This window comes from Nitrosospira multiformis, assembly GCF_003050865.1.
Classification (GTDB): domain Bacteria; phylum Pseudomonadota; class Gammaproteobacteria; order Burkholderiales; family Nitrosomonadaceae; genus Nitrosospira; species Nitrosospira multiformis_E.
The window spans coordinates 13,125-33,874 of the sequence record NZ_QAOK01000024.1 but is presented as its reverse complement, the minus strand read 5'-3'; the positions used below and the strand labels follow the sequence as shown (position 1 = coordinate 33,874).

Sequence of the window (20,750 nt, the reverse complement as noted above, 5' to 3'; positions counted from 1 at the left end):
TTTTTATGATGGTAGCATCATTGGCCGCTGGCTGTGCATCGGTTCCGGAGACGCGGTTTTATACGCTGTCGATCGGATCGGAGTCCTCCGAGATAAAGGCCCTGTCACGAGATCTGTCTACCCCGATTTTCATTGACATATTGCCAGTCAATGTTCCAGAACGGCTTGCGCGCCCGCAATTGGTTGTACGTTCCAGAGATTCTGGTCCGGAAACACCGCTTTTCATCCTTGAACAAGATCGCTGGTCATCGCCCTTCAACTATGAACTGCGAGATGCGTTCGCCTCTGGTATTGCTAACTTGACCGGGGCCGTAAACAGAGCAGGCAGGGGTCGTACTCCCGATCAAATCGTCTACAGAATCGCAATTGAGCTTAGCCAGCTCGACGCAATAATCGATGACAGCGTAAAGGCGAGATTCAGTTGGACGATTACGCGTCCTGTCGATGCTCGAAGCGTCGCATGTTATGCGGTGATTACGGAGCCCGTTGCCGCAGGTGTCGAAGGTGTTGTAGAGGGTGTGCAACGCGCAGTAGCAGGCGTAGTCACAGACATTTCTAAGAACGTGATCGAGCTGGATATGGGCCGTGTTCCAACGTGTGCAGTGCGGAAAGAAGCGCCTTGACTTTGATGTGGCCGCTACTCTGTTACCACTCTTCCCCATATTAGAAGGACTACTTAGAGGGACTGCTGAGGGTTGCGACGGCCAAGCCGTTCTGCTGGCCGGCGCGACGAGATCGGGGAACTGGCAAGTGCATTTGACAAGATGACCGAGCGACTCGAGAGGGTATTTGGCGCCCAGCGGCAATTGCTGAGCGATGCCTAACATGAGCTTCGTTCTCCTCTGGCAAGGCTACAGGCTGCGCTGGAGCTTGCGCGGCAGCGGTCAGGCGGGCAGGCTGAAAAGGAATTGAACCGCATGGAGGCGGAAATAGAACGTTTGAATGAGCTCATCGGCCGTCTACTCGAACTCTCCCGCCTGGAAGCAGGAGTGGATTCCGATCATGCCGAAAAGGTGGACATACGGGAACTGCTTGAAGAACTCGTGGAGGATGCGCAATTCGAAGCATCAGCTATGGGCTGCCGGATAGAATTAAGGGATACTTTCCCAGCGGTCGTATGGGGAAGTCCCCGGCTTCTGCACAGCGCGATAGAAAACGTTGTACGCAATGCCATCAAATATACAAAACCTGCTACGGCAGTTGAAATAAGCATGCTGGGAGATACAGCCTGTCGTGATGGAATTGTTGTTCAGGTTCGGGATCACGGCCCGGGTGCACCTGAAGACATGCTGCCTCATCTTTTTCAACCCTTTGTCAGGTTGGAAGAAGCCCGGGATCACTCGACAGGTGGAAACGGGCTTGGGCTTGCCATCGCTGATCGGGCTGTTCGGCTATATGGCGGAAAAATCGTAGCGAGAAACGAGCCGGATGAAGGACTCAGTATTCAGATTCACTTGCCGTCCATAAGGTCTGATGAAAATTTGAATCAAGACAGTGGCAGGAATATTCTGTATGCAGAAGAATAGGTGTAGTAGTCGCGACTTCATCTGACAGTTACTCGATTTTCATGATTTCTCCTCCAGTGCGTCGCGGAGGTTTTCAATAGCGCCTTCAAGTAGCTTCAATCCATCTACCAGCTGCTCCTCGTTAACGTCCATATCCAGGAAGTTAACAACTTCCTCAGCCGCTCTCCTGAGTTTGTCATTAGCCTCACTAGCATTCAACTTATCATGAGAAGCAATGTGTCTTATCATGTGCTCGTGAGGATCAATCTCCTGAGCTGGCATTTCGCAATAATCCAGCGCCTTCTGCCATGGATTGCTTGCGTTGCTGATCTCGCCAATATCGACACCAAGACGTTCCGCTATCGCATAAGCCAGTTTATCAGCCCATTCCGTAGCATCGTCCCGCTCGCTTGTAAGCTCCCACATTTCACGCTCGCTGTCCTGTGTTTGCAGTGTCGAAGCGTTCTCCTTCCGTTCCTGATAATGCTCGTGCGTGGCTCCCATTGCATTTCTGATGGCATCTTGCCACCAGTCCATGTTCTGGTCCTCCTGATCAGGAGGGCTCGCGGTGTGGAATGGTTCGGGTGCAATTGAATGCACTGGAGGCATCGGGGCGTCGGCAATGACAGCCCGGATAAAGCGAGCCGCCTGCGCAGGGGCGCTCTCTGGACGGCATGGATAATCTGTCCCGTTGTTTACTTCAACAGTTTTTGACTCCGTCTCAAGAGCGTCGGCTACGTATCGCAAAGCTTCTTTATCGAATCCAGCTGGTATGTTCATTCCATTTCCTCGTAATCAAGAAAGCGCCGCCTCCCGCCTGGGGGACTCGTTTTGCCTCTCCATTGCGGCTTTACCGCAGATTCCCATTATATTTTAGTAAAAATGCGGGTATGAGCGTGCCGGTGCGAAGGTGTCTTCAAGAGTTGGTCGTCGCCAATGCATTTTCAAAAGGTTAAAATAAAGGGATTCTTCCGTCTATTGTGAAAATCGGTCGAAATTTTACCATCGCAACGAGCCTTCCCGTGTCATGCTATCCGCTGAACCTGTCGCCATCTTCACCCGGTCCTGGTCGCTCTATGATCTGATCACAGAGCACAACTACATGTTTCATCGGGAGATCTATGCCGGGGTTGGGGAGCTTTTGAGATCCCGTGCTGATGGGGGAGAGTATCGCCTGCTGGATCTCGGCTGTGGCAGCGCCCGCTATCTTGCGCCTTGCCTGAAACGCTCTCCTCCCTTGGTATACGAGGGCGTGGATTTGTCCGGGGCGGCGTTGACGGAGGCGAGGGAGTACCTCGCAGGATTGCCAGGAGAAACCAGCCTGATCCAAGGGGAGCTCCTGCAAACCATCGAGTCTGTGAATCAGACGTGGGACGTTATTTTCTCCGGGTTTGCCATCCATCATCTGAGTCTGGATGAAAAGACGCGGTTTTTCCAGGCAGCAGGACGCTGCCTCTCAAAAGAAGGCTGGCTGATACTGGTGGATGTGGTGCGTGAAGAAAATGAGGCTCAGGAGGATTTTCTGGAAGGTTATCTCAATTTCATGCGGGAAAAGTGGACGAGCGTGCCGCCGGAGCAACTGGAAGAAGCATGCGCGCACGTTCGCGACCACGATTATCCTGAACGCCTTTCCACCCTACGGGAAATGGCCGGAGAAGCGGGGCTTCATTCTACCCGGCTGATCAGTCGCCATGCCCAGCATCATACGCTTCTATTTTCTCGGAACGACTGATAGCAGCTATACCAGGGTACCAGCCTCCATGTTGCAGAAGTTGACCCTCCTGTTCCCCCTCTGGATGATTCTCTCGGGGCTGTTTGCCTTGTATGCGCCAGAGACATTGGCTTCGTTCAACCAGGGGCCCCTGATGGTTGCGGATCTTGCCTGCATTATGCTGGGCATGGGGCTTACGCTATCCATAGAAGATTTTCGTCGCATCGCGCGGAGCCCGCGAGCGGTAGCCATCGGCTTCGCTGCGCAGTATTCCATCATGCCCTTGACGGCTTGGATAGTAGCCCAAGCGTTGAGCCTGCCGCCTCATTTCGCGGTAGGACTCATCCTGGTGGGGTGCGCTCCGGGTGGTACCGCTTCAAACCTGATCAGCTACATCGCTGGCGCAGATGTAGCACTTTCAGTCGTCATGACAGTCTGCTCCACGCTCGCAGCCGTTGTGCTCACACCCTTGCTGACCCAGCTTTTCGCGGGCGCTCTCGTGCCGGTCGATGCCTGGTTGTTGTTCAAGCAGACCTTTCAAGTCGTGATTATTCCTGTCTTTCTGGGCGTGCTGCTCAACCGGTGGGCACCTCGGCTGGTCATGCGGGTTCTACCCGTTGCTCCGCTGCTTTCAGTGGCGGGTGTGGTTTTTATCTGCACAGTGATATTTGCCGCCAATGCAGAGGCTATTCTTGCCTATAGCGGAGAGCTTATCCTGGCGACTGCGCTATTGCATGGGGCAGGCTTTCTGTTCGGTTATTACTTTGCCCGCCTGTTTGGCTATTATGGTAACAGCGCACGTACGATTGCAATCGAGGTGGGAATGCAAAACTCGGGACTTGCCGTCGTGCTGGCCAGACAGGCTTTTCCATTGTTGCCGCTTGCACCCGTCGTGGGCGCGGTTTCCGCCGTAATGCATTCGCTATTGGGCAGTGTGCTCGCGGCGTTGTGGCGTCAAAACCCCGTTCCAGCCCAGGAAGAGTTCATTCCGCCTGTACCGCTGACAATCTCCGTACGGCAGGAGGAATAGTGCTATTTTCGTGACCGTGCAGGAAATTGCAGTAATATAGTGCTCATCAAGTGCAGACAGAGCGAGCTGAGAGGACAGTGATAGATGGATAGCGGCTTTGTAACGACCAGCATCCTCGCCATCCTCGCTCTGGCAGGTTTCTTTCTACTGGTCGTGTGGTTCTTCCGAAAAATGGCGCGGGGAGAAATCAGCATGGGCAGCCACGTCGCGCTTCTGGTGCTGCTCGCAGCCATGCTGTTCGTGCCTTTCGCCATGAATTTTTCCGCTCATCTGATATCCGGTATTGGACATCGTTCCGGCCATCCGGAAGAGGCGTCCTCTCAGCAGGGTGATTATTAGCTGCCGGCGATTTACTTTCATCTCACAGCTGAGATGATCCACGTGATGAACCGATATGCCTCGTACCATAAAAGTCTGGCCGTTGCTGACGGGAACGATCCGTTATGAAAAGACCATTTCGACGCGTAACCGTGGGCACGGGGAATTTATCGCGGCGCCCATTCTTGCTTATTTGATCGAAACGTCGAACGGACGCATCCTCTATGATACAGGCTGCGACTACCGCAAGATTTCCGATCCTATCTTGCGCGCACGTCATTTTGATCCCATGCGCCCTCTGGTTGAACCGCCCAACATGCAGGAAGGGCAGCGCATTCCCCGTTACCTGAAGAGACTGGGCCTCGGGCCACAGGATGTGGACATCGTGTTTATAGGCCATTTACACTTCGATCACATCGGCGGGCTCCATGATTTGCCAAGTTGCACTGTCCATGTCCAGGCGGATGAGCTTGATGCGGCGCGCATGGGAGCGGATGGAAGCGTTTTTGCCGACGAGTTGGTCAATTCAAATCAGTGGGAAATCAAGACAGGCGAATATCTCGTAGCGCCGGGAGTGCGTGCGATCAGCAGTCCCGGACACACGGCTGGACATATGTCGCTCTTCATCGAGCTTCAAAAGGGACCGCCAGTCATCCTGTGTGGAGACGCTGCCGATCTGAAAGAGAATCTGGTGGAGGAAATTGCGCCGGGGTACTGCTGGCAGGATAACGCGTCCCTGGCGCTGGCCAGCATCCGCAAGTTAAAGGCGCTGGAGAGCAGGGAAAAGGGCCAGCTCTGGCCTAATCATGATATGGATTTTTTCCTGAGCTTGCCGCGTTTCCCGGCCTGGAGAGGCTGAAAAAGACGGTTCACGGACCCCGGCAAGGTGATTCCTGATGTTTTTACTGCGCCCTCTGCTTACTTCGAGGAGTGCGCACGACTCTCTGCGTTCACAACCTGCCCTTCACGTGTGGCAAATTCACCTTTCGCTTGCTCTATCGCCATTTGCCGGTGGGTGGCAGCTGCCCTGATATTCTCATCTACATTTGCTTCGTATTTGTGAAGGAGAGCTGCGGTATGCGACTTCAAATCCTGCGCCTGGCGTCCATAGAGATAACCCTTCTCTTCATAATGCTCGAGTAATTTTTTTTGCTCGTCAGCCTTGGTTTGCATTTCCTTGGCCGCATTCTCAAAATACTTGCTCAACGCATCATGATCACTGGGAGTCCTGGCGTTCTGCGCCACCCTGCGAATATTCGTGTTCTGGACGGCCTCATGCGGGCTCATTTGCGCACATGCAGCCAGTAAACCGAAGGATAAAACTGCGAAAATTCTCCTTGTTGTCACGTTGCGCTTTCCTTTAAAATCAATGCGGTTAATGCCAAAAGATAGCGAAAAGATTACAAAAACAGTGGAATACAAAAAACAGGAGAGTAGGGTAGATCAGAATTTCGGACAACTTCGCCTGAAATTGGGAGGTAAAACAGAATCAAAACAGAATCAAAGCGGACCAAACACCGATTATTCTTTATTTTTGAAGAAATTATAAGGAATCGTAGCTATTTTGTCAACTATTTTATGTTTAAAGTGTCTTAAGACAAGACACAGAATGTCAGTGGTTTATAATGAAGCCGGTAATTCTTATGACGGGGGTGGAAGGAGGTATACAGATGCTAAATACGATAGGTGAACGGCAGAAGCAATTGCTTAAGCTTTTGCGTGGAAGCAGGCCAGGCCTGAGTGTGGATGAACTTTCAAAAGGGCTGGAGATTACAAGAAATGCAGTTCGGCAACATCTTTCTTCTCTGGAGGGTGCAGGTCTGATAACGGCTGGAAATACGCGCCCGTCAGGAGGCGGAAGACCTCAACAGCTTTACGTTCTTACCGAACTTGGCAAGGAGAGTTTTCCCCGTCAGTATTCCTGGCTGGCCCAACTGGTATTGGCCTCGGTTCGGCGCGAAGAAGGCGTTGAAAACATGGGTAAGCGCTTGTCTGAAATCGGTGCAAGTATCGCAGAGCAGATACGCGGTCAATATCCGGACTTGAATACAAAGGAGGAAAAAATTGACAAGCTGACAGAAGTAATGGATCAGCTTGGCTACAACGCGAAAAGTGCTACCTTACCAAACGGCGAAAAGGTGATTGAAGCGGATAATTGCGTATTTCACCAGATGGCGGCAAAAGACATGGAAATCTGTCATCTGGATCGCGGACTCATGGAGACTTTTACCGACAGCAAGGTTGAGCAACATGAATGTATGGCTCGCGGGGGAGAATTATGTCGATTCAGGTTTGTATCCAAAAAGGAGTAGTTTCTACTCCTTTTTTTTGCTTCCATTTTCTGTTTTCTTTTTTTATTTAATCCTATTGTTCTTTCACCGGTAACAGTAACGCCGATTCCACGAGTATATCCACACCGTTTTCCCCCATTATAGCCCTGGCCGGTATATTCCCCCCGGCGCGCCATCTTGCTACTGCCTTATGCTTTGATTCACCGCTTACCAGAAATATTATCCTTCGCGAACGATTTAAACGTGTCGCACTTAGCGACACGCGCTGTGGGGGACGCTTGGGGGAGTTGAATATTGCTAGTGTGTCAGGCGAATCCGGCGCCATTCCCCAATCATTACCCGGGAACAGGCTTGCGGTATGGCCATCCGAACCGAGTCCGAGCAGCGTCAAGTCGAAATAACCCACACCGCGCAGTGTTTGTGCATACGCTTCCGCAGCTTTATCTGCGCGGGGACCATTGGGGATGGCATGAATCTGGGCCGGAGGAATGGGCACATGGCTAAGCCATGCTTCTTCTGCCATATGGGAATTCAGTTCTTCCTGAGTGGGCGGCACGCAACGTTCGTCTCCATAATAGATATGCCAGAGAGACCAATCCGCTGGCGCGCTGCATAATCTCCGATAGATTTCGCGAGGCGATTCACCCCCGGCAAGAACGAGATTAAAGCGTCCACGCTCCTGAATGGCAGAGGCGGCGCTATCCAGGATAGCAGCCACGGCTGCATCCTGGAGGGTTGCCAGGTCGGCGTATTCATGCCATCTGTATTGTTGGAGATCGGTTGATTCCATCAGTAGAGATTCCTTTGTTATTTTGATGTGTAACCATAATGAACATTGATGCGGGTGGCTTCGTCAGTCTTGGCGTATGGCCCATCTTCCGCTGCCCAGGAAAAATATCGCAAGACCCGAAAATAAATAAAACCCTTGCAATTCAAGCGCCCAGCCTCCCGTGTTAGTGAACGTAAATAACTGATCAGAGTGGGCCAATAAAAGCGCAAAAATCATGTTACCGAAAATCAGCAAACCGCCGAGACGCGAGAAAAAACCGAAGATCACCATTAGTGCCGCGACGACTTCACCGAGGTAAACTCCGTAAGCCAGTACCGGTGGTAAATCGATGCCCGTCAGTTGCTTGCTGATGAAATCAAGGGATTCCGGATTAAGTATTTTGTGCAACCCGTGAAATAGGATCAATACCCCTACAGTCAGGCGCAGAATCAATTTGCCTAAATCATCATTTCGGAGGAAGTTTTGCATAGTGTCCTTGAGAAGTTGGATATCGAAGGCCTAGCGCGTTCGCTTCTTATTTGCCTGGACTCATCGCTTCACGGAATTATTGCGGAACTGTTCCGGCTGTAGCTATTGTATGACCATATTCCAGGTAACTTGCCCAGCATATCATGACTGGAAGCCGGATCGGCAGGTGACAGGACAAACAAACAATTTTTGCGGGTATCGGGTACCTCCCCGATCATCATTATTTCGCGGAATTTCAGCCAACTCCAATGAGTAGTCGGTAAAGAAATCCCGGGGAGGTATCTTGAGGGACTGGAGCAGGGCTGCTTGCCATCCGTGAAGATGGACGGAGAGGAAAAGCGGGAGTTATGTGGCTATGCTGCCGCTACGGAATTTCTCCGTGTGCTCTTACCTTCACTTACTCTTATTTCGATAAAACAGTTGAGCCATAGGATTCAACAATGCTCAACTTTTGAGTTTTTGACGCAGGATGATTTTTTTCTTTAAGCGTCAAAGCAATTTGACGGTGAGAGGCAGCTTCTCTTGTATCTGCCTTTGCAGCTTCTTTATATTTTCTTACCAGGGCCTCAGTATGCGCTTGCAAGTCCTGCGCTTTTTTTCCGTACAGATAGCTTTTTTCCTCGTAATGCGCAAGCATCATCTCCAGTTCCTTTACCTTCTCCTGCGACTTTCTTGCTTCATCTTCGTAGTACTTGGCAACCGTCTCATGTTTTTTCATGAGCTCGTCTTCGAAATATCTCTCGACTGCCTCGTGTGCATTTGAATTCTGCTCATCATTCTGCTTAATGGTCCGGGTGATCCGGGTATCAGAACGGTCAGCCGCGTGGGTGATTGGCGCTAGTAAAATCAATACGGCAAGCAGGGCGCAAGTCTGTCTCATTGTTTTACCAGGAACAGGAATATCAAGTGGGTGTTGCTGAATATCAAGTGGGTGTTGCTTTTAACAGGCGAAAAAATAGTGGCATTATTTAATGCTAATTTATGTAAGCCACTTCGTCAATTTTTTTATGTTTAAAGCCATTCGTGCAAGAGAAGAGTACAGGCTGTGCCTGTGCTCAGGGCAACAGGGGTAGATAGGGAATAGACCCGATGCCTGCATCAGTTGTTCGAATGAAATGTGCGCATCCAATAGCAAGAGCGCACGGATTTTACTTAAGGGAATGCTACGAGGAGGGACACCGATGCAATATGGAGAAAATTCACTCAACGTTGCATCGGCGCGTTTGTTGCTATGCTATTTTGGGAAAATTATCAGCGAATTTCTGTAAGTGCTACGGGTTTTTGTAAGGTGGCTACTTTGTAACTGTTCTCATCAATAGTTGCGATGGAATAGCTGTTTTCTTTAACAGTGGTGACACCCGCAGCATTAAGCGCAGCAAAAACCAGCGCAACAGTCAGGCTCATAGAATAGAAAATGCCAAGTGCTCTACCGTTAATCATCATACCCTCCCGAAATCGATAGCGAAAAAGGTTATTTTTAAAGCTACTTTTGTTACTTTCTACTACGTTTGTGAAGCATGTGTGAAGAATATGTGAAGAATTTACGTTTGTAAAGCGTTTTTTGATAAAAGCCTGCTTTGGTTGAGCTCTGTCAATCTTGCGGTAATTTCCGTTTTTCGATCAGCTGAAGAATGATTTGGGCATGTCTTTCTGCTTGATCAGAAGGTGTTTATTGCGACGTTGTTCCAGGGTTGCCTAGGAACCGATTTTATTGAGAGAGGTACAGCGAGTTTTGTTACGGTTTAAATTCCGCAACAATTTAGAAAGGGAGGGAAGTATCCTCGGAACCCCGAGGGGTAAGATAGCCTGACTCGGAACCCCGAGGGGTAAGATAGCCTGAAGGTATGAAATATTGGTAGCAATATACGGATGTCCATCCATACATTGCCGTTTCTGATTACACTACTCTTGGATTAACCCAGGCAGGAACAGATCCTGATTCCTAATGCAAGTCGGAAATCGTGCTCAGCTTTTGAAGGCTGTCATTTTGGGTGAAGTCGTTCTCTTCAATCTGCGAAGCCATTTGCCGGTGCAGTGCCGCTTCCCTGGTATTGGCTTGCGCCTCCTTCTCATACTTGCGTGCTAAGGCGTAAGTATGGGCCACCATGTCCTCGGCTTCTCTGCCATAGAGGTAGCTTTTATTCTCATACTGCTCGAGCAGGCGTTTCTGCTCGTGTGCTTTTGCCTGCGTCTCTACGGCCGCGTTGTCGTAATACCTGGCGACGGCTTCATGATCACTTCTGGTCACTGCGTTACGCGACGCTGCATCGACATCAAAACCTTCCACCTCGGCGGCTGCCTGGACAGGCAAGCTCATTGCCGCCATAAACATAAAGTTGAGCAGGGAAAATGTGGCGACAATTTTATTGATCTTCATCATCACACCTCTTCAGGCGTCATCATTCATGGAATAACCGGATCAATTGGGTTATCAATATCCAGCTTCTACATGTGAAGAATATGTGAATCCCGGAATGATACTTGTCAACTTTTGTTGATTTATCGTTGGGGCTTTTTAAGCCTTATCCTGTTTGACTCGTTCAGTTCTTCGATAGGGATGTCCTGAGCTTGCAGAAGATACTTTGATACTTTGCTTCGGGCGAAGGGGGTGAAGGGTCCGAGGAGGGCTGAGGGAAAGGAGAGGAGAGCGCTCGCCCAACCGTGACTGGGACGGAAAACCGAGTGAGAGAGGCGGGACGTCCAGGCTCGACGGGACGTCGAACCTCATATTGAGAAAGAGTGCTGGCGTGGACGAAGAAGCCGACTATCAAGCAAGGAGCTAAACAGTCCACCCGCTGGAGACGGTTCGGACTCTCCTTCCACGATCCGGGGATTTCAGGGATTTTTCGGGGATTTCGGGAATTTGAAAGATGCAACTACTCCTTCTTCATCGCATGTCCGCCGAACTCGTTGCGCAGCGCAGACAGCAGCTTGTCGGAGAATGAATCAGAATCACGCGATTGCAATCGTTGCAACAACGACAAGGTAATGACAGGCGCGGCGATGTTCAGGTCTATGGCCTCAGCTACTGTCCAGCGTCCCTCTCCGGAATCGGCAACATAGGGTGCAATGCCGTCGAGGCCCGGGTTTTTTCCCAGCGCAGCGGCGGTCAGATCGAGCAGCCAGGATTGAACCACGCTGCCATAGCGCCAAATTTCCGCCACCTGGTGCAAGTCCAGCTTGAATTCTTCCTTATGGTGCATGATTGCAAAACCTTCGCCGTAAGCCTGCATTATTCCGTACTCGATACCATTGTGGACCATTTTGGTAAAATGACCCGCGCCGCATGGACCAACGTGACCCCATCCTTTATTTGGGCCGGGAGCAAGAGTTTCAAAGAGGGGTCGCAGGCGTGCCACCACGGCATCCTCGCCGCCCACCATAATACTGTAGCCGTTTTCAAGACCCCATACACCGCCGCTGGTGCCCGCGTCGACATAGTGAATCTTGTGTGTTTTGAGCATTTCTGCCCGGCGCAGAGTATCCTTGTAATCCGAGTTTCCGCCATCGATGATAACGTCATCAGCCTCCAGCAGCGGCATCAAAATGCCGATGGTTTCATCCACCGGTTTTCCTGACGGAATCATCAGCCAGATGATGCGCTGCGGCTTCAACTTGCTGACCAGATCCTCCACCGAGGAGGCGGCGATGAGGCCTTTTTCTTCCAACTGCTTCATCGTATCAGTGCTGCGAGCGTAACCGGCCACCTGGTGTCCCGCCTGCATCAGCCGTTGCGACATCGCGCCTCCCATTCGGCCCAATCCAATCATTCCCAGTTCCATGACCCCTCCCTTGGTAATTGTTCTCTGCTGAATAATAATCTTGAACCGGTTCAGGCTGTCTGGTCGCTGGTAGTGAGAATCTCCTGGCGCTTTTTCTTCAGTGAGGCAAGCAGCTTGTCGTAGGATGCAGCGAACGAATCCACCCCATCATTTTGAAGTTTTTCGGTAACTGCGTTGAGATCGATCCCCAGTTTTTTAAGCTGTGCGACGTCGGCTTCAGCTTGTGCAAGTCCTTTTTCAAGGGTTTCGCTAGCCCGCCCATGATGGCGGAATGCTTCCAGCGTTTTGAGTGGTAGCGTATTGACGGTATCGGGGCCGACCAATTCCTCGACGTACAGCACATCTGAATATGCGGGATTTTTTGTGCTGGTGCTGGCCCACAATGGCCGCTGAACATGCACGCCTTTTTTGCGCCAGGAATCAAACGGCTCTCCGTAAAATGTCTCACGGAAGCGTTGATAGGCAAGTTTGGCATTGGCAATAGCAATTTTCCCGCGCAAGGCGAGCGCTTCCTGGGTCCCGATCTTTTCCAGCATGGGATCGATTACATTATCCACCCGGCTGACGAAAAACGAGGCGACCGAAACAGGCCATATCTTGTTTCCGCCGGGTGAATAGGCGTCACGGCGTTCAAGTCCCGCGATGTACGCACGTGCCACGGCATCGTAGTGGCGCAGAGAGAACATCAGGGTGACATTGACGTTGATGCCTTCGCTTATCAGTTGCTCGATTGCTGGAATTCCCTCGTGGGTACCGGGGATTTTAATCATGAGGTTGGGCCGCTCTACGGCTTGCCATAAGCGCTTAGCTTCCGCGATACTGCCTCCGGTATCACGTGCCAGGTGGGGTGATACCTCCAGGCTGACGTATCCGTCTCCACCATGAGTTTCATCATATACGGGCCGCAACACATCTGCGGCCATGCGAATATCCTCGATAGCCAGCGCCTCGAACAGGGCTTTTTCGGTTTGTTTTTCATTGGCCCGCAATAGCTGGCGCAACGCATTGTCGTAAGCATCGCTGTGCCCGATTGCCTGCTCGAAAATAGTGGGATTGCTTGTCAGGCCATGCAGCTTGTCCCCGGTTACCAGGCGCTGCAGTTGCCCGCTCTTGATGAAATCCCGGCTGATCGAATCCAGCCAGACGGATTGTCCGCATTGCAATAGCTGTTCCAACGGGTTCATGTATTGTCCTCCGAAAGCGTAGCGCCGCTGCAGTGAGCGGCGGAGTGGATTACGTCATGGATTCGGAAATCCAGTATTCCATGACGGGAGCGCGCTAATCTTGCTGTTTTTTGCGTGCGTGCAGGGATTGTAGTGAGTTCCCCAAGTAAAGCACAAAGTTAGGACAACGCAATTGCTTTACCATTCAAATTTATTTTCGGGACAAGCTCTTGGAGAACCGGCGTATAGAAAAAGATAAGGTCAAAAGTGATTTTTCCATTCCCGGATGGCGGCAAATACGCTGACACGGTCGTTTAGCGGTTTTCCTGCATGGACGCTGGCGCTTTCGATGATTTCCGCTTCAGTACAGCGCAGGAACGGATTGGTCGCTTTTTCCAGCGCAATGGTGGAGGGCAGGGTGGGCAGGCCTTCGTTACGCAACTTTTCGGCTTCCACTTCCCGCTTCGCCAGTGCTTGATTGCCGGGTTCGACTGTTCTTGCGAAGCGGATATTGCTGAGCGTGTATTCATGGCCGCAATAGATCAGCGTGTCCCTGGGCAAATCCGCCAGTTTTTCCAGGGATTCGACCATTTGCTGCGCTGTACCTTCGAACAACCGTCCGCACCCGCAACCAAACAGGGTATCACCACAAAAGAGCATGTTTGCGCCATAATAGGCGATGTGTCCGGAGGTGTGACCAGGGATATCGAGCACGCGGAAGCTGAGTGAGAATTCCGGAAGATATACACAGCCTTCTTCGTTTTCTATATCACTGCATTCCTTGAGACGATGAGTGAGCGTCGGAATCGATTCTTTCGCCGGACCAAAGACCGGTACGGCAAATTCCCGCAACAGTTCAGCGTTTCCGCCGACGTGATCGGGATGGTGATGAGTATTGAGAATGGCGATGAGCTTCAGCTTTTCGCGGCTCAGATAATCCAGGACAGGGGACGCATCGCCAGGGTCTATAACGGCAGCATGGTAATGATCGCGGATGAGCCAGATGTAATTGTCCTTGAAAGCGTGAATCGGAACGATATTGGGAGTAGTAGTCATGATAGGCGCTATTCAGGTATTTTGGGGCGGCTAGCAGCCGGCGGAGGTGCCCGAAGGGTGAGCAACAAGTCAGGCAGATATTTCTGCTGATTCATGAGCTGAGCGATTTTACATGATCGAGTCATAGACACCCCTGGTTGAACGCCAGTTGACGTTAAATATGCAAACCAAAAGTATAGTCGAGTGGTTTGAAACCTGCCTGGGTCAGTATCTGCTGGAACGGGAGCAAAAATATTTCGATAAGGCAGTGGCAAACGTGTTCGGTTACAACGCCATGCAGATCGGGTTTCCGCAATACGATTTCCTGCACACAAACCGCATCCCACTCAAGTTTTGTGCGGCCCCTGAAAAAGGAGCCGACGTTCTTGCCGCTCCTGACTTTCTGCCGATCGAAACGAACAGCACCGACCTCGTGCTTATGCCCCATATGCTCGAATTCAGCTCCAATCCTCATCAGATACTCCGTGAGGTGCAGCGGGTATTGATGCCGGAAGGCAACCTGATTGTTTCCGGTTTCAATCCCCGCAGCCTCTGGGGCATAAGAGGTCTGTTCGGCTCGCCGCGAGAGGGGAGTTTTCCGTGGCGGGGGAATTTCATCGCGTTGCCGCGGCTCAAGGACTGGCTGACATTATTGGATTTTGAAATTACAGAAGACCGGCAATGCTGCTACGCACCCCCATTCAGTCAGGAGAAATGGCTGACGCGCTTTCATTTCATGGAAGAGGCAGGAGACCGCTGGGGGCGCTTCTCCGGTGGCGTCTATTTCCTCACCGCAGTCAAGCGTGTTCATGGCATGCGCGTTATCAAACCTGAATGGAAAGAAGTGCGGGCGCGGAGAAGGGCAATGTCGCCGATTGCACGCAAGATCAAAGGCACAGCCGCCGCGAATGAGCCGCGCAGGGCTGCACGCATTGAAACTTTACAAGGCGAGAAGTGAAAGCGAAACTTGCCGAGGTAGTCGAAATATTTACCGATGGCGCCTGCAAGGGGAATCCGGGAGTAGGCGGATGGGGAGCCTTGCTGCAATACAACGGGCACAGACGCGAATTATTCGGTGGAGAGAAAATGACCACCAATAATCGCATGGAACTGCTCGCTGTCATTCGAGCGCTGGAAGCGCTGACCAAGTCGTGTGAAGTACGCTTGCACACCGACTCGTTGTATGTACAGAAGGGTATCAGCGAGTGGATACACGCCTGGAAAAAGCGCGATTGGCGTACCGCCGACAAAAAGCCGGTAAAAAATGATGATTTGTGGAGAGAACTCGATCTGCTGACGCAGCGCCACAAAATAGAATGGCTATGGGTGCGGGGGCATTCGGGCCATGATGGCAACGAATATGCCGATATGCTGGCCAACCGGGGGGTGCAGATGGCACTGCGCGGTGTTTCCGCAAATTAGACGGGTAGTCACTCCGATCCATCGTCTGGAAGTCATTCGGCCGGAAGTGATTTTCTGTAAGACAAAGAGGGAAGAGTTAAACCGGAGTGATCATCCGCAATACAAGAGAAGGGCTGGTTGATGCGTCAGATTTTCATAGATACGGAAACCACAGGACTCGAGCCTAAGCTGGGTCATCGAATTATCGAAATCGGAGCGGTGGAGATGATGAGCCGGCGATTGACAGGACGCCGCTTCCATCATTATCTCAATCCGGAACGCGAGATCGAGGAAGGCGCCTTGCAGGTGCATGGAATAACCAGCGAATTTCTTCTGGACAAGCGAAGATTCGCTGACGTCGTGCACGAACTGCTCGAGTTCATCGATGGCGCCGAACTGATCATGCACAATGCAGCGTTCGACGTCGCATTCCTTGACCATGAGCTGGGACGTACCAACTTGCCGGCTCTCTGCGAATGCTGCCACTCGGTGACCGATACTCTGAAAATGGCGAAAGAGCTGTTTCCCGGTAAAAGGAACAGCCTGGATGCACTGTGTGAGCGGTACGAGGTGGATAACTCGCGGCGCGCGCTGCACGGTGCGCTGCTGGATGCGGAACTGCTCGCGGAAGTTTATCTTGCCATGACACGCGGGCAGGAGAGCCTTCTCATGGAACTCGAAGCGCCATCGCCGCTTGATCTCAATATCAATTTACATGATTTGCAACTGGTTGTTCTGCCCGCCAGCGCCGAAGAACTGGAAGCGCATGCCCGTCAACTGGAAATGATCGAAAAGGAAAGCAAGGGTAAATGCCTTTGGATGCGGCTTGATCCGGCAGAAGTGTAGTGCTTTGAGGATACAAAGCAAGCATGGCTACGGCGAAACAAAAAGGAAGTAAACCGGCTTCGGGAAGTAAGTCAGTTCTGCCGAGCGATAAATGTATTGTCGGGCATAGTCCGACCTCCTGCCACGGCAGTGAAAAAGTAGACCGGGCTTTGCCCGGGAGTAAAGGTAGATTGAACGAAGCTCTCCTACTGTTAACCTGGAAAGTATTCCGTCAGAAAAGCTCAAGCTGATCGTTTGGTTTTCGCTCTCCCGTTTTTGCTTCCCGGTACTTTCCCTTCGATTTTTCGCTCATGGGTGATTGGACAGCTACTGGATTGACAGAAGGACTGACAGAAGGCGGTCGGAAACGCGCGCTGTCCAGTCCTTTGAATCGGCGTGAATGCGCACTGAGCCCAAGGCGCTCCACCGTTTTGTCGAATCGCTGCTGAATCAGGTCGGCCCAGATGCCCTCGCCGTGCATGCGCTTGCCGAAGCTCGAATCGTAATCCTTGCCTCCTCGCATGTCGCGCAGGCGGTTCATGACCCGGGCAGCGCGATCAGGAAAATGCGCTTCCAGCCACTGCCTGAACAGCGGGCTGATCTCCCATGGCAGGCGCAGCATGACATAGCCTGCATTGACTGCTCCAGCTTCTGCTGCTGCGGTTAATATGCGTTCCAGATCGGGTTCTGTGACAAACGGAATCACTGGGGCAACGCTGATGCCGACCGGAATTCCGGCATCGGTCAGTGTGCGAATCGTCCGCAGACGACGTGCCGGAGCGGTTGCCCGAGGTTCGAGCGTGCGCGCAACCGCGGGATCGAGAGTGGTGATTGTCACCGCGGCCACAGCCAGCCGTCTTGAAGCCATGTCGGAGAGCAGGTCGATGTCACGCTCCATCAGCGATGACTTGGAAATCAGCGCGACCGGATGTTCGCACTCGCGCAGCACTTCCAGCACACGCCGTGTCAGCCGCAGGTCGCGCTCGCAAGGCTGGTATGCGTCTGTATTGACGCCGAGCGCGATGGGTTCCGGCACATAGGATTGTTTTGCCAGTTCCCGTCTCAAAAGCTCCGGCGCATTGATCTTGGCGAATATTTTGCTCTCGAAATCCAGCCCGGGCGACAAGCCCAGGAAACTGTGGGTGGGACGCGCGAAGCAGTAGATGCAGCCATGCTCGCATCCGCGATAAGGATTGAGCGAAACGCTGAACGGCACATCCGGCGATTGATTGCGGCTCAGTATGGTTTTGGCATGTTCCTCGATGACTTGGGTCTTCCATGTCAAAGCTGTATCCGGCTCATCATTTTCAGCTTTGTCTCTGTCGCCGGTTCCGATGATACCGCCATTTCCCCAGCCGTCATCGATGGCTTCACGCGTCCATTGCTCGTACCGCCCCTGAAGGTTGGACACCGCGCCTCTCCCTTTTTTTGCTTTCAAGGGCAGCTGCACAAATGGCGGTTCAGCTTCCATGTGTGAATCAGAGTCGGACATGGGAATGCAATAGAAATAGACGTTTTATGGCCATGGTCAGGAAGCGATGAAATCGGCTCGATCGCCAGGCATATGCTATTCGCTTGCGTTTGGTTTGTCGTTTCCGAGGAGCATTGATTTCAGTCCGAGATGGCGCGGAGGTGCCTCGGGGATGGGCTCAGGGGTGAATTTTGCCAGTTCTTCTTCGAGTTGCGTATTGCGCTGCTCCAGGGCAGCCTTGTCTTCCTCCAGTTTGCTCACCTGTCGGCGCAGGCGGGTACTCACCCATTGATTCTTGATGAAGCTAGGCCACGAGAGCAATACTGAAATGGTTGCTCCTATGCCCGCTGCAATCACCAGCATCATGGCGAGCGAACTATCGAAGCTCCATATGCCAAACGTCACTGTCACACTCATATCGTTTTGCAGAGCGAATGCGATAGCGAGAATGGCGAGAGCAATAGCGAATATCAAATAATATTGCATGATTTTTTCCCGCAATGGTTGGTCGGTCGGGGATCGGCGGAAACAGGAATAAGCTTAACACTAAACATATTATGTCGAGAAAACCAATCCATCATTTACGCAATCCCTGAATTTCTTCACGCAGGGCGGCAATCTCCGCCCGAAGCGCAGCGATGGATTCAGCTCCTGCAATTTCCGCATTGGGATTTTCGGCGTCCCGTCCCACGAAAAAAGTAGCCAGTGTCGCGGTGACATAACCGAACATGGCAAAGCTGTATAGCGCAAGGAAAAAGCATAGCACCCGACCTTCCACGGTCTGCGGCCAATACTCGGAACCCATGGTAGTCATGATCATAGCTGTCCACCACACGGCAGCGCCATAGCTGTGGAGGCCCCCCTCCAGATTATTATTCGGGTTATTCTCGAAACCATGCATTCCTGCTGCTCCAGCGAGGGTAACGATCAGTGTCAATAAGAGGACGTAACCAAAGCCTCGTCTGCGCATGGTGGCCCCCAGCGCACGCATGCCGCGGTTGACGCTGCTCAATACCCGCAGCAACCTCAGACCACGCGACATTCCCGCAATCCTGCCGAGGCGCGCAAGCCGCACGATGCGAACGAGCCGGAGGGCGCGCAACGCAGGAGCCATAAGGGCGATTCCACTGAGCCAGTTCTTTTTAAGATAGTCGAGTTTTTCCGGCGCCAGCCAAAACTCCAAAATAAAATCGAGAATAAAAATTACCCAGATGATGTATCCCACGGATTCAACCAGGGGGTTGAGTCCCCAGACGATCTCCACCACCATCAATGCAAGCCATATGAAAGCGAGTACCAGCATGGGTATCTCCAGCCAATCCTGTAGCTGCTGCAGAAGCGTGTGGCGTTCGTCCGCTATCCTGTCCCGCAAGGGGAATGGTTGTTCATTCATGTCATAATTCTCCTCGAAGCCAATTCAGGTTCTATATACATGCTATCTTGAAGATGGAAGCTGAAATTGTTGCTGATAGCCTTTCCCTTTCTCAATTTAAGCACAATGGATAACAGTAAGGCGTGGCGACGGCATGAAATGCCATTCAGTCGAGCAAAATGCCAAAAGAGTATCGGCAGAGATCTCCATGAACTGGCGATCGCGGACTCATAATATTCATGCGGAATTACCCGGATAACATGAAACCTGTCATCCTTGCGCTGCTGCTGCTTTTTTCAGGAGTGACAGGTCCGGTATACGCCCAGACTGCACCGAGCTCCAGCACAAAACCTGATCCCAGGATGGCAGAGCTTGAGATGGCTTTGAATCACCTGAGCCAGGAACAACAGGCTGTTTACCAGCAATTCCAGATGATCCAGGAGTTGCGGCGCAACGAAATACAGGATAGCCAGCCGCTCGCAGTGCAGGGCTATCTGACAATGGGCGGAGTAAAGGATGCGCCGCCGGCAAGTTATGATGACAATGTCCGTCTGCAGCGGGAGCGCACGGAACGCATCCAGCAATACACCCGTGACCTGAATCAGTTATATGCGCGCTATGCCGAATTGGGAAATCAGAAGAGGGCACTTCTGGACCAGCTCACAGAACTGGCGCAACAGACCCAGGCTGGTCGCTAGCGCCTGCGGGACGGGCGCCCCATTCGGCTGGAGGCTAACCAGGAGAAAATTTCATGGCTATTCCGTTTGATCGCGGGTATTACAAGCAACCGTTTGTCAAACTGGTATCGGAGTACCCTGGAGAGGACGTTTATCCTGTAGATGACTTTCGGACGGAATGGGGCCCCATTTTTCACCGGGGACGGCTGGATGGAAGCGCGCGCGTCCTTATCGTAGGGCAGGATCCGGCGCAGCATGAGGCAATCGTACGTCGGGTTCTTGTCGGCACGGCCGGAAAGCGCGCACAAGGATTTCTGAAGCGGCTCGGTATCATCCGAAGCTACGTCTTCATCAATACCTTCCTCTACAGCGTATATGGCCAAGGCGGAGGAACACGCCATATCGCAAACCCGTTGATTGCCGCTTACCGCAACCGGTGGATTGCGGCGATTCTTCATAACGGCTCGATCGAGGCTGTAATCGCATTTGGTGGACTTGCTAATACTGCCTGGCAGGATTGGCTTGCTTCAGCCGCTGCGGCGGAGTTTGGCTCTTCGCCACCCTTCCAGCACTTGACGCACCCTACCTGGCCGCAGAGTTCCGCTCACACTCGCGCGGAACAGGAAGCCGCAACGACGAAAATGCTTGAGAACTGGAACGATGGGTTGCGGGCACTCAAGCCGGCTATACAAAATCCGGATGTGGCGGGCGGGCTGGAATTGTATGGCAGCGCATTTGGTCCGGAGGACCTTCCAGACATCCCGCCGGATGATCTCCCACCCGGCCTGCCCTCATGGATGCGCACCGAAGAGGGCTGGGCAGACCGGAAAGGCGAGACCGTGTTGGACAAGCGCCGTACCATTGTAGTGCGTGTGCCCAAAGGGGTGCTGCCGACTCAAACGTAGCCCGGC

26 protein-coding genes and 1 pseudogene are annotated in these 20,750 nt (G+C 52.2%); 14 read left to right on the top strand and 13 right to left on the bottom strand.

Features of this window, described 5'->3' with window-relative positions:
- Window positions 1-5 precede the first annotated feature (5 nt).
- The 4 genes and pseudogenes from C8R21_RS11905 to C8R21_RS11895 all read left to right on the top strand — a co-directional run bounded on the left by C8R21_RS11905 (window position 6) and on the right by C8R21_RS11895 (window position 1,526).
- Entirely contained in the window at window positions 6-623 is a 618-nt protein-coding gene (locus tag C8R21_RS11905) for a PqiC family protein (protein ID WP_219906652.1), read from the top strand.
- 72 nt (window positions 624-695) lie between these two features.
- A complete protein-coding gene (locus tag C8R21_RS11900) occupies window positions 696-824 on the top strand; it encodes a HAMP domain-containing protein (RefSeq protein ID WP_107762896.1) in 129 nt (42 codons plus the stop codon).
- Between the two features lie 12 nt (window positions 825-836).
- Window positions 837-977: pseudogene (locus tag C8R21_RS16465) on the top strand (histidine kinase dimerization/phospho-acceptor domain-containing protein); the annotation flags it as partial.
- Between the two features lie 96 nt (window positions 978-1,073).
- Window positions 1,074-1,526 carry a sensor histidine kinase gene (locus tag C8R21_RS11895; RefSeq protein WP_258192386.1) on the top strand — a complete coding sequence of 151 codons (453 nt, stop codon included), beginning with the start codon at window positions 1,074-1,076 and terminating at the stop codon, window positions 1,524-1,526.
- Window positions 1,527-1,565: 39 nt separating this feature from the next.
- On the opposite strand, the gene C8R21_RS11890 is transcribed toward C8R21_RS11895, so the two are convergent.
- Window positions 1,566-2,285: a hypothetical protein gene (locus C8R21_RS11890; RefSeq protein ID WP_107762894.1), complete on the bottom strand. Its 720-nt coding sequence runs from the start codon at window positions 2,283-2,285 to the stop codon at window positions 1,566-1,568.
- Window positions 2,286-2,532: 247 nt separating this feature from the next.
- Between C8R21_RS11890 and C8R21_RS11885 the strand changes: the two genes are divergently transcribed.
- The 4 genes from C8R21_RS11885 to C8R21_RS11870 all read left to right on the top strand — a co-directional run bounded on the left by C8R21_RS11885 (window position 2,533) and on the right by C8R21_RS11870 (window position 5,423).
- On the top strand, window positions 2,533-3,237 hold the full coding sequence (locus C8R21_RS11885; protein ID WP_107762893.1) for a class I SAM-dependent methyltransferase: 705 nt from the start codon (window positions 2,533-2,535) through the stop codon (window positions 3,235-3,237).
- A complete protein-coding gene (locus tag C8R21_RS11880) occupies window positions 3,197-4,246 on the top strand; it encodes a bile acid:sodium symporter family protein (RefSeq protein ID WP_258192380.1) in 1,050 nt (349 codons plus the stop codon). The genes C8R21_RS11885 and C8R21_RS11880 overlap by 41 nt, the downstream gene beginning before the upstream one ends.
- 84 nt (window positions 4,247-4,330) lie before the next feature.
- Window positions 4,331-4,585, top strand: coding sequence for a hypothetical protein (locus C8R21_RS11875; RefSeq protein ID WP_107762892.1), 255 nt, complete (start codon window positions 4,331-4,333; stop codon window positions 4,583-4,585).
- Window positions 4,586-4,640: 55 nt separating this feature from the next.
- Window positions 4,641-5,423 carry an N-acyl homoserine lactonase family protein gene (locus C8R21_RS11870; RefSeq protein WP_107762891.1) on the top strand — a complete coding sequence of 261 codons (783 nt, stop codon included), beginning with the start codon at window positions 4,641-4,643 and terminating at the stop codon, window positions 5,421-5,423.
- A gap of 59 nt (window positions 5,424-5,482) precedes the next feature.
- Here the strand turns inward: C8R21_RS11870 and C8R21_RS11865 are convergent, their stop codons facing one another.
- Window positions 5,483-5,911, bottom strand: coding sequence for a hypothetical protein (locus C8R21_RS11865; protein WP_107762913.1), 429 nt, complete (start codon window positions 5,909-5,911; stop codon window positions 5,483-5,485).
- A gap of 323 nt (window positions 5,912-6,234) precedes the next feature.
- Between C8R21_RS11865 and C8R21_RS11860 the strand changes: the two genes are divergently transcribed.
- Complete coding sequence (locus C8R21_RS11860; RefSeq protein WP_107762890.1) at window positions 6,235-6,876, top strand: helix-turn-helix transcriptional regulator; 642 nt, start codon at window positions 6,235-6,237, stop codon at window positions 6,874-6,876.
- A gap of 52 nt (window positions 6,877-6,928) precedes the next feature.
- Here the strand turns inward: C8R21_RS11860 and pgl are convergent, their stop codons facing one another.
- The 8 genes from pgl to gloB form a co-directional block, all read right to left on the bottom strand.
- Window positions 6,929-7,645, bottom strand: coding sequence for a 6-phosphogluconolactonase (gene pgl / locus C8R21_RS11855; RefSeq protein ID WP_107762889.1), 717 nt, complete (start codon window positions 7,643-7,645; stop codon window positions 6,929-6,931).
- 63 nt (window positions 7,646-7,708) lie between these two features.
- Window positions 7,709-8,113 (bottom strand): DoxX family protein, encoded by a 405-nt coding sequence (locus C8R21_RS11850; protein WP_107762888.1) that lies wholly within the window; start codon window positions 8,111-8,113, stop codon window positions 7,709-7,711.
- Window positions 8,114-8,516: 403 nt separating this feature from the next.
- Entirely contained in the window at window positions 8,517-8,993 is a 477-nt protein-coding gene (locus tag C8R21_RS11845; protein ID WP_107762887.1) for a hypothetical protein, read from the bottom strand.
- Between the two features lie 371 nt (window positions 8,994-9,364).
- Window positions 9,365-9,556: a hypothetical protein gene (locus C8R21_RS11840; RefSeq protein WP_133669155.1), complete on the bottom strand. Its 192-nt coding sequence runs from the start codon at window positions 9,554-9,556 to the stop codon at window positions 9,365-9,367.
- Between the two features lie 499 nt (window positions 9,557-10,055).
- Window positions 10,056-10,493: a hypothetical protein gene (locus C8R21_RS11835; protein ID WP_258192379.1), complete on the bottom strand. Its 438-nt coding sequence runs from the start codon at window positions 10,491-10,493 to the stop codon at window positions 10,056-10,058.
- A gap of 496 nt (window positions 10,494-10,989) precedes the next feature.
- The gene (gnd, locus tag C8R21_RS11830) at window positions 10,990-11,895 is read right to left on the bottom strand and encodes a phosphogluconate dehydrogenase (NAD(+)-dependent, decarboxylating) (RefSeq protein ID WP_107762886.1); all 906 of its coding nucleotides are present in this window, start codon (window positions 11,893-11,895) and stop codon (window positions 10,990-10,992) included.
- A 50-nt stretch (window positions 11,896-11,945) separates the two neighbouring features.
- A complete protein-coding gene (tal, locus tag C8R21_RS11825) occupies window positions 11,946-13,079 on the bottom strand; it encodes a transaldolase (RefSeq protein ID WP_107762885.1) in 1,134 nt (377 codons plus the stop codon).
- Between the two features lie 240 nt (window positions 13,080-13,319).
- Window positions 13,320-14,114: a hydroxyacylglutathione hydrolase gene (gene gloB, locus C8R21_RS11820; protein ID WP_107762884.1), complete on the bottom strand. Its 795-nt coding sequence runs from the start codon at window positions 14,112-14,114 to the stop codon at window positions 13,320-13,322.
- Window positions 14,115-14,274: 160 nt separating this feature from the next.
- Between gloB and C8R21_RS11815 the strand changes: the two genes are divergently transcribed.
- The 3 genes from C8R21_RS11815 (at window position 14,275) to dnaQ (ending at window position 16,340) form a co-directional block, all read left to right on the top strand.
- Window positions 14,275-15,051, top strand: coding sequence for a class I SAM-dependent methyltransferase (locus tag C8R21_RS11815; RefSeq protein WP_107762883.1), 777 nt, complete (start codon window positions 14,275-14,277; stop codon window positions 15,049-15,051).
- Window positions 15,048-15,515: a ribonuclease HI gene (gene rnhA / locus C8R21_RS11810; RefSeq protein ID WP_107762882.1), complete on the top strand. Its 468-nt coding sequence runs from the start codon at window positions 15,048-15,050 to the stop codon at window positions 15,513-15,515. The genes C8R21_RS11815 and rnhA overlap by 4 nt, the downstream gene beginning before the upstream one ends.
- Window positions 15,516-15,635: 120 nt before the next feature.
- Entirely contained in the window at window positions 15,636-16,340 is a 705-nt protein-coding gene (dnaQ, locus tag C8R21_RS11805) for a DNA polymerase III subunit epsilon (protein WP_107762881.1), read from the top strand.
- A gap of 211 nt (window positions 16,341-16,551) precedes the next feature.
- Here the strand turns inward: dnaQ and C8R21_RS11800 are convergent, their stop codons facing one another.
- The 3 genes from C8R21_RS11800 to C8R21_RS11790 all read right to left on the bottom strand — a co-directional run bounded on the left by C8R21_RS11800 (window position 16,552) and on the right by C8R21_RS11790 (window position 19,183).
- On the bottom strand, window positions 16,552-17,790 hold the full coding sequence (locus tag C8R21_RS11800) for a PA0069 family radical SAM protein (RefSeq protein WP_107762880.1): 1,239 nt from the start codon (window positions 17,788-17,790) through the stop codon (window positions 16,552-16,554).
- A gap of 96 nt (window positions 17,791-17,886) precedes the next feature.
- Window positions 17,887-18,276 carry a LapA family protein gene (locus tag C8R21_RS11795; protein ID WP_107762879.1) on the bottom strand — a complete coding sequence of 130 codons (390 nt, stop codon included), beginning with the start codon at window positions 18,274-18,276 and terminating at the stop codon, window positions 17,887-17,889.
- Between the two features lie 91 nt (window positions 18,277-18,367).
- A complete protein-coding gene (locus C8R21_RS11790; protein WP_107762878.1) occupies window positions 18,368-19,183 on the bottom strand; it encodes a potassium channel family protein in 816 nt (271 codons plus the stop codon).
- 239 nt (window positions 19,184-19,422) lie between these two features.
- Between C8R21_RS11790 and C8R21_RS11785 the strand changes: the two genes are divergently transcribed.
- Together C8R21_RS11785 and C8R21_RS11780 are read left to right on the top strand one after the other, a co-directional pair.
- A complete protein-coding gene (locus tag C8R21_RS11785) occupies window positions 19,423-19,860 on the top strand; it encodes a hypothetical protein (protein WP_107762877.1) in 438 nt (145 codons plus the stop codon).
- Window positions 19,861-19,913: 53 nt separating this feature from the next.
- A complete protein-coding gene (locus C8R21_RS11780; protein WP_107762876.1) occupies window positions 19,914-20,744 on the top strand; it encodes a uracil-DNA glycosylase family protein in 831 nt (276 codons plus the stop codon).
- The last annotated feature ends 6 nt before the right edge of the window (window positions 20,745-20,750 follow it).

Coding starts and splice junctions, on each gene's coding strand:
- C8R21_RS11845 (WP_107762887.1), bottom strand. CDS start 8,993: ATGAGACAGACTTGCGCCCTGCTTGCCGTATTGATTTTACTAGCGCCA.
- C8R21_RS11790 (WP_107762878.1), bottom strand. CDS start 19,183: ATGAATGAACAACCATTCCCCTTGCGGGACAGGATAGCGGACGAACGC.
- C8R21_RS11905 (WP_219906652.1), top strand. CDS start 6: ATGATGGTAGCATCATTGGCCGCTGGCTGTGCATCGGTTCCGGAGACG.
- C8R21_RS11785 (WP_107762877.1), top strand. CDS start 19,423: ATGAAACCTGTCATCCTTGCGCTGCTGCTGCTTTTTTCAGGAGTGACA.
- gnd (WP_107762886.1), bottom strand. CDS start 11,895: ATGGAACTGGGAATGATTGGATTGGGCCGAATGGGAGGCGCGATGTCG.
- C8R21_RS11795 (WP_107762879.1), bottom strand. CDS start 18,276: ATGCAATATTATTTGATATTCGCTATTGCTCTCGCCATTCTCGCTATC.
- C8R21_RS11875 (WP_107762892.1), top strand. CDS start 4,331: ATGGATAGCGGCTTTGTAACGACCAGCATCCTCGCCATCCTCGCTCTG.
- C8R21_RS11885 (WP_107762893.1), top strand. CDS start 2,533: ATGCTATCCGCTGAACCTGTCGCCATCTTCACCCGGTCCTGGTCGCTC.
- C8R21_RS11890 (WP_107762894.1), bottom strand. CDS start 2,285: ATGAACATACCAGCTGGATTCGATAAAGAAGCTTTGCGATACGTAGCC.
- C8R21_RS11780 (WP_107762876.1), top strand. CDS start 19,914: ATGGCTATTCCGTTTGATCGCGGGTATTACAAGCAACCGTTTGTCAAA.
- C8R21_RS11880 (WP_258192380.1), top strand. CDS start 3,197: ATGCCCAGCATCATACGCTTCTATTTTCTCGGAACGACTGATAGCAGC.
- C8R21_RS11840 (WP_133669155.1), bottom strand. CDS start 9,556: ATGATGATTAACGGTAGAGCACTTGGCATTTTCTATTCTATGAGCCTG.
- C8R21_RS11800 (WP_107762880.1), bottom strand. CDS start 17,790: ATGGAAGCTGAACCGCCATTTGTGCAGCTGCCCTTGAAAGCAAAAAAA.
- C8R21_RS11895 (WP_258192386.1), top strand. CDS start 1,074: ATGGGCTGCCGGATAGAATTAAGGGATACTTTCCCAGCGGTCGTATGG.
- tal (WP_107762885.1), bottom strand. CDS start 13,079: ATGAACCCGTTGGAACAGCTATTGCAATGCGGACAATCCGTCTGGCTG.
- C8R21_RS11860 (WP_107762890.1), top strand. CDS start 6,235: ATGCTAAATACGATAGGTGAACGGCAGAAGCAATTGCTTAAGCTTTTG.
- C8R21_RS11850 (WP_107762888.1), bottom strand. CDS start 8,113: ATGCAAAACTTCCTCCGAAATGATGATTTAGGCAAATTGATTCTGCGC.
- C8R21_RS11835 (WP_258192379.1), bottom strand. CDS start 10,493: ATGATGAAGATCAATAAAATTGTCGCCACATTTTCCCTGCTCAACTTT.
- gloB (WP_107762884.1), bottom strand. CDS start 14,114: ATGACTACTACTCCCAATATCGTTCCGATTCACGCTTTCAAGGACAAT.
- C8R21_RS11815 (WP_107762883.1), top strand. CDS start 14,275: ATGCAAACCAAAAGTATAGTCGAGTGGTTTGAAACCTGCCTGGGTCAG.
- dnaQ (WP_107762881.1), top strand. CDS start 15,636: ATGCGTCAGATTTTCATAGATACGGAAACCACAGGACTCGAGCCTAAG.
- C8R21_RS11870 (WP_107762891.1), top strand. CDS start 4,641: ATGCCTCGTACCATAAAAGTCTGGCCGTTGCTGACGGGAACGATCCGT.
- pgl (WP_107762889.1), bottom strand. CDS start 7,645: ATGGAATCAACCGATCTCCAACAATACAGATGGCATGAATACGCCGAC.